Origin of the sequence: Nitrososphaera sp. (assembly GCA_039938515.1) — an archaeon.
Taxonomy (GTDB): Archaea; Thermoproteota; Nitrososphaeria; order Nitrososphaerales; family Nitrososphaeraceae; genus Nitrososphaera.
In genome coordinates this window covers 108,919-114,918 of sequence record JBDUUL010000006.1, presented here as the reverse complement: position 1 = coordinate 114,918, position 6,000 = coordinate 108,919, and the positions used below count along the sequence as shown (strand labels likewise).

Annotated in this window: 7 protein-coding genes and 1 rRNA gene; 4 read left to right on the top strand and 4 right to left on the bottom strand. The window is 50.5% G+C overall.

Translation table 11 applies throughout. From position 1 onward, the window contains the following. Window positions 1-549 (bottom strand): 16S ribosomal RNA (locus ABI361_03935); the annotation flags it as partial. A gap of 489 nt (window positions 550-1,038) precedes the next feature. Between ABI361_03935 and ABI361_03930 the strand changes: the two genes are divergently transcribed. Then, on the top strand, window positions 1,039-3,138 hold the full coding sequence (locus tag ABI361_03930) for a thioredoxin domain-containing protein (protein MEO9319801.1): 2,100 nt from the start codon (window positions 1,039-1,041) through the stop codon (window positions 3,136-3,138). On the opposite strand, the gene ABI361_03925 is transcribed toward ABI361_03930, so the two are convergent. Then, window positions 3,131-3,466: a hypothetical protein gene (locus ABI361_03925; protein MEO9319800.1), complete on the bottom strand. Its 336-nt coding sequence runs from the start codon at window positions 3,464-3,466 to the stop codon at window positions 3,131-3,133. The two genes, ABI361_03930 and ABI361_03925, sit on opposite strands and share 8 nt — an antisense overlap. 116 nt (window positions 3,467-3,582) lie before the next feature. Here ABI361_03925 and ABI361_03920 point away from each other — a divergent pair, with 116 nt between their 5' ends. Genes ABI361_03920 through ABI361_03910 form a run of 3 tightly spaced genes read left to right on the top strand, consistent with a single transcriptional unit; the run spans window position 3,583 to window position 4,930 of the window. Further along, window positions 3,583-4,221: a pyridoxamine 5'-phosphate oxidase family protein gene (locus tag ABI361_03920; protein MEO9319799.1), complete on the top strand. Its 639-nt coding sequence runs from the start codon at window positions 3,583-3,585 to the stop codon at window positions 4,219-4,221. Further along, window positions 4,222-4,503, top strand: coding sequence for a hypothetical protein (locus tag ABI361_03915; GenBank protein ID MEO9319798.1), 282 nt, complete (start codon window positions 4,222-4,224; stop codon window positions 4,501-4,503). It abuts the gene before it with no gap. Between the two features lie 31 nt (window positions 4,504-4,534). Further along, window positions 4,535-4,930, top strand: coding sequence for a hypothetical protein (locus ABI361_03910; protein ID MEO9319797.1), 396 nt, complete (start codon window positions 4,535-4,537; stop codon window positions 4,928-4,930). Here the strand turns inward: ABI361_03910 and ABI361_03905 are convergent. Together ABI361_03905 and ABI361_03900 are read right to left on the bottom strand one after the other, a co-directional pair. Continuing rightward, on the bottom strand, window positions 4,916-5,200 hold the full coding sequence (locus ABI361_03905; GenBank protein MEO9319796.1) for a winged helix-turn-helix domain-containing protein: 285 nt from the start codon (window positions 5,198-5,200) through the stop codon (window positions 4,916-4,918). The two genes, ABI361_03910 and ABI361_03905, sit on opposite strands and share 15 nt — an antisense overlap. An 80-nt stretch (window positions 5,201-5,280) precedes the next feature. Next, window positions 5,281-5,793: a PadR family transcriptional regulator gene (locus tag ABI361_03900; GenBank protein MEO9319795.1), complete on the bottom strand. Its 513-nt coding sequence runs from the start codon at window positions 5,791-5,793 to the stop codon at window positions 5,281-5,283. Window positions 5,794-6,000: the final 207 nt, after the last annotated feature.

Below are 6,000 nucleotides of genomic sequence, written 5' to 3'. Positions count from 1 at the left end.
CAGGTGGATTTAACGGAAGACTTGCAGAACCAGCTACGGATGCTTTAGGCCCAATAATCGTCCCGACCACTCGGGGTGCTGGTATTACCGCGGCGGCTGACACCAGACTTGCCCACCCCTTATTCTGCACCATTTTTAGAGGTGCCAAAAGATGCCCTTAGCGGGCATCACTCAGAGTAACCCTGTCAAGCTTTCGCCTATTGCAGAGGTTTCGCGCCTGCTGCGCCCCATAGGGCCTGGGCCCTTGTCTCAGTGCCCATCTCCGGGCTCCTTCTCTCAAAGCCCGTACCGGTTACAGGTTTGGTGGGCCATTACCTCACCAACAGCCTGATCGGCCGCAGTCCAATCCAAGGGCCATGTAGATTTCAGCCATGATCCATTCCAGAAATCTTGGCCTATCGCGGTTTATCCTCAGTTTCCCGAGGTTATCCACGTCCCTTGGGCATGTTGACTACGTGTTACTGAGCCGTATGCCACGCCTTACGGCGTTGACTCGCATGGCTTAGTCCCACTCTGATAGCAGTCGGGTCCGGCAGGATCAACCGGAGTCAATCCTATTATTTTTTAAAGAGTACGACCGGACGACCTGTTTTGTGCGGGTTCGTTGGGTTCGTGTGCCAATGTCAGATCCAATGTTTACATTGAATCCCCATAGTATGAGCGCAACTGGAGGTCAGTGAATCACAAAATGGCACTACGACCAACATCATCACTGACGCCGCCTTGACTGATGCGTTCGCTCGATACCTTTACGAGTCACTGATATAAACCTTTAGAGAAACGAGCATCAATTCTGTTATTTCGCATTGTATCCCGCAATGAGATGCTAGACTGGGACTTCAACTCAAAAATGTAGACGCTTTCTAATAAAGGCTTTGACGTATTTCTCCAGACAACTATAGGCTTCACTTAGCATTTTCCTGCGGGCGAAAAGCTTGACCGCAGAGGTATTGCGCGATGCCGGACCAGATTCCTCCCCGCCTCAAAAAACAACTCTAAATAGCGTGGCGACCCAGTTTTGGTAAACAGTGTATCTTGGTGGTAGAAGGAGTCTTACCGAGCGAGAATAGGGGGAAAAAGAACAGGCTTGCAAATGAAACGAGTCCATATCTCTTGCAGCATGCTCATAATCCCGTGGATTGGTTTGCATGGGGAGAAGAGGCCCTCTCCAAGGCAAGGAGTGAAGACAAGCCAATCTTTCTGAGTATTGGATACAGCTCTTGCCATTGGTGCCACGTTATGGCTCATGAGTCCTTTGAAGATCAACAGGTAGCGGATCTGATGAATGAAAGGTTTGTCAACATCAAAGTCGATAGGGAAGAGCGACCCGATATAGACGACATCTACCAGAGAGTATGTCAGCTAGCATCGGGTACCGGCGGCTGGCCTCTCTCGGTGTTCCTGACGCCGGACCAGAAGCCCTTCTACGTCGGGACGTACTTTCCCAAAGACGGCGGCAGATACGGTATGCCAGGTTTTCCAGCTATCTTGACGCAATTGTCCGATGCGTACAAGAATCGGAGGAGCGAAATTGAGGCGGCAAGCCTTGAGTTCATGCGTGCTCTGGCAGACACTTCAAGAGACATTTCGCCAGGCGCCGCGTCCTCGCAATTATCGCGTTCCATTTTGGATGAGGCCGCAGTGAGCCTATTGCAGATGGGAGACTCAATTTACGGCGGATTCGGGCAGGCTCCAAAGTTTCCAAATCCCACAAACCTGATGTTTCTTCTCCGGTACTACGACTTGTCGGGCATCTCTAGGTTCAGGGACTTTGTGCTCTTCGCGTGCGATAAGATGGCAGCCGGTGGAATATTCGACCATCTAGGAGGAGGCTTTTCGAGGTATTCAACAGATCAAAAGTGGCTAGTACCTCACTTTGAGAAGATGCTGTACGACAATGCGCTGATGGTTCAGCTTTACGCCGAGGTATACCAGGTGACCAAACGAGAAGAGTACCTGTCAGTCGTGCGTAGAACGCTTGATTTTCTGCTGCGGGAGATGGCTCACCCTGAAGGCGGTTTCTACTCTGCCATTGACGCTGACTCTGAAGGAGTCGAGGGGAAATTCTATGTCTGGTCAAAAAGCGAGATAGAACAGGTCCTGGCCGACACGGCAAAGGCCAAGCTCTTCTGCGATTATTATGGGGTTACAGACGCTGGCAACTTTGAGGGCAAGAACATCTTGAACGTGAGAACGCCACTGGCGGCACTCGCAACCAAGTACGGACTGACAGAAGACCACGTTTCCGACATACTATCCCAGTCACGCAAAGCGCTTTACGAGTACAGGGCAAAAAGGACTCCGCCTTCAAGGGATGAGAAGGTTCTCGTATCGTGGAATGGCCTTGCAATTTCGGCCTTTGTGAAGGGTTATCAGACCACTTCCGACCCGAGGTATCTCGACGCCGCGAGAAAGGCGGTCGATTTCATTGAACGCCGGCTCTCCAGCAAGGTGGGAAATGGGCTTTATCACAGCTTCAAGGATGGGATTGCAAGAAATGCCGCTTACCTGGATGACTATGCGTTCCTTGTTGGTTCTCTGATAGATGTTTTCTCAATTGACCCATCGATCCGCTACCTTGACCTCGCTACAAGGCTGGCAGACCTCATGCTAGAACGCTTTTGGGACCCTACGGAGGGAAGCTTTTACTTTACTTCAGAAGATCACGAGAGGCTGATAATCAGAACCAAGAACTTTTACGATCTTGCAGTTCCAAGCGGCAATTCGATGGCGGCTTACAATCTTTCAAGGCTTTATCAGATTACGGGACAGCAAAAATACCTGACGCACTCGGAAAAGGTGATGGAGGCAGGAGGCAAGGCTGCTGCGGAGAACCCGTTTGGCTTCGGCCAGCTGCTGATTTCCATTTACCTGTACGTGAAAAAGCCAGTCGAGATAGCGCTCGTTGCAAAGGCGGCTCATGGCCCGATGGCACGCTGGCTCTCCGGCACTTTCCTTCCCAGTGCGGTGATCGTGTGCGCCTCGGTCGAACAAATCCGGTCGCTGCAAAATCTCGCGTTTTTCAAGGGGCGAGCAGCATCGGATGCAAGCGAGACGGCATATGTATGCAGGGACTTCACCTGCTCGCTTCCCATTACGGAGCTAGACAGGCTCAATAAAGAGCTCGAGGTTAGGTGACCCTGCTAAGCTCTACTCGGACGCGGTCTCCTACCCTTGGACTCCCGATCCGTTCATAGCTTGTTCTTGGCATTGTCACCTGGATTACGGTCTGAGGGTAGGTGCGAATGAAGGTCTGTGGCTGGGATCTCATAATTGCTTCGAGGAGTGGTTTTATCTGTTCTTTTACTTCCTTGTCAGTTACTGATGATTCAACCGCCTCGAGCATCATCTGCTGCTGCGAGACTGATTCCAGCTCAACATCCTCAGACAGCGCTAGGGACACATTTGCGCCTGTGTCAGTAAGCTGGTTGACCCTAAAGACCATCGGCTCTCGTTCAGGTTCCATTTGAGGACAGCAATCTGCGCATTCACTGTTATAAAATCCGTCTCCCCACTCGCTCGAATCCACGACTCCGTTATCTTTTAACGGGAGCATGACTCACCATTTTTCGGCGAGCAGTCGTGCAGCTGACAAAACGCTTCGAGATCCAGTCGGCCAGAAGCATTGAAGAATTCCTAAATACGCAGCCTGTCGGGCGCATTGCAACGATTGACCAAGGAGGCTTTCCGCAGGTGATACCAATGAACTTTGTATTCGTGAGCGGCTGCGTGTACATGCACTCCCATCCACACGGTGAGAAACTAGATAACCTCAAAAGAAATTCACGCGTAGGATTTGAAGTAGACCAGCACGTCTGCTTCCTGCCTTCATACTATTTTCACCCTTCCGACGCATCGCAGGCGGACACTCTGTACATAAGCGTGGTAATCAAGGGCAGGGCTGAAATCGTCGGCGATGCAATTGAGAAGGCAATGGCCCTGAATGCGCTGATGAAAAAGTATCAAAAGGAAGGAGGTTATGACCCACTGACGGCCAGTATGCGAGTTGTGGAGGAAGTGGCGATAATTAAAGTGACTCCGGTCGAGATGCATGGAAAATATAAGATAGGCCAGCACTGGTCGGTCCCATACCGGCTCAAGATCGCCTCAAGTATAGTATCAAGGGAAGGTTCCCTCGAAGCCTCTCGGATTCTTGAAGTCATGGGAATCAAGTTAGGCAGTAACGGGCGGCTTGATACATTCCGAGAGCCTGTGATGTAGTTGGCCAAATGCACAGTCCATCTTGACCGCTTTGAAGAGGGATGCGTCGACTGCAGGCGTGAGCATCTGGAAATGATGTCACAAAACAACGCTCCCAAGTCAGCGCCTTCTTTTCGTCAATACAAGGAATTTGGAGAAGGCAGGGCCAAGGCGTTATACGAACAGATGTTCTTGCAATACCTTCAGTCAGGCAAGGCAGAAGAGGAAGCATCAAGTCTGGCAAGAAGCGTAATCAGGAAACAATGCGAGATTAGAAACGTCAAGCCCTGGCCATGGGTTTAATCTAAATACCTCGGCCATGCGCAGATTGTAAGTGAACCAGCAGGAACGGATAGCGGCAGCGCGAAGAAGAGCTGTAGAACAGATTGACTCTGCATTTACTGCAGTAAACGACGGCAAAGTTGATGTCGCCGCGGGCTGGTACTTGGGAGCACTCGAGGAGATCGGGAGGGCAAAGATGTTCAAGGAGAATTTGGGCGACGCAATCGCTGATGCCCCTTCAAACTCTATAATTAAAGTGGACGGTGTAGGCATGCAGGCAAGAGACGCCCGAGTGCAGGTTGCACTACACTTTTTGCGGGAGCGCTCGGTCCACTCTCCGCTTCAAACGCCAGATGCGTCAGCTTATGATGCCATGAAGCTTAGCGTGAGCGCCACTGAGCTAAAGCAGGCCATAGTAGGAATCAAGAGCCTGTCAGCCTTTCTGTAGCGCTGTCGGTTTTTTTGAGTAGTTCGGCGGGAACATTATCTGACCGATGTCTTTGTACATCTTTAGGAATTCCTTTCCTTTGTCAGTTGTACGATATTCCTGATCGCCAACGACGTGTAAGAGCAATCCACGCTCTTCAAGCAGACCAAGATATTCTTTCAGCTGTGGGAAGGAAAGGAAAGCCTTGTACATGATCTTGGTTTTTATCGCGCCATCAAGAGCAATTTCAAGAATTGCCGCGGCGATGTCCGTTCGACTTCGGTACTTCACTAACAAGTGGGAGTACAGGGGTTGGATAAAAACTTCTCTAGTATTCCCCTAGTAGATGATTCTGTAGTCGGAAAACAGATCTACTCCACTTTCACTTTTGTGCCGCCTGACCCAGAAGTGCTGCTTTCATCAAGCTTTCTAAGCTCGGCAAGCAGAAACTCTCTGTATTTTTCTTTTTCCTTTTCTGTCATTGAATCGAGATTCGAGCTTAGAGCAGATCCCACAGCTGAGAGACGGTCAATGACATCCATCGCCACGAATTTACCCACGTTGCCGACGCGAAGTACCACATCGATCTGCTTCTGCATTACTCCGCTAAACGACTCGAGATCTTCGGTAATCATCTTTCCCTTCTTTGTTATGGCGTACTTGCCGTCGTCATCCATAGTGACCAACCCCTCGCCCTCAAGGCGCTTCAGAAGGGGATAGATAAGGCCGGGAGACGGCCGCCACTTGCCGTCACTCTGTACCGTCGCCTTGTCGATAATCTCTTTGCCAGTCATCGGCTGTTCTTTTAGCAGGCTGAGGATATATTGCCGAGAGAACCCTCTCGGGATAGCGCTTCCAACACGGGATAGCCATTCAGATATCATATCACTAGCAATATCGCAAGCGATATTAAAGCATTACGCTAGTGATATGGCAGGCATCAAACAGGCTGGCCGAGATCGCACCCTAACGGTACCGGTTAACAAGAGCACCGCACTGGCATAGGCCTTGCAAGCTAGTTTTATAAAGCGCAATTATTAACTAGCTGATCGGAATGGCACAGATACGCCTCTTCAAGAGTCAGCGACGAA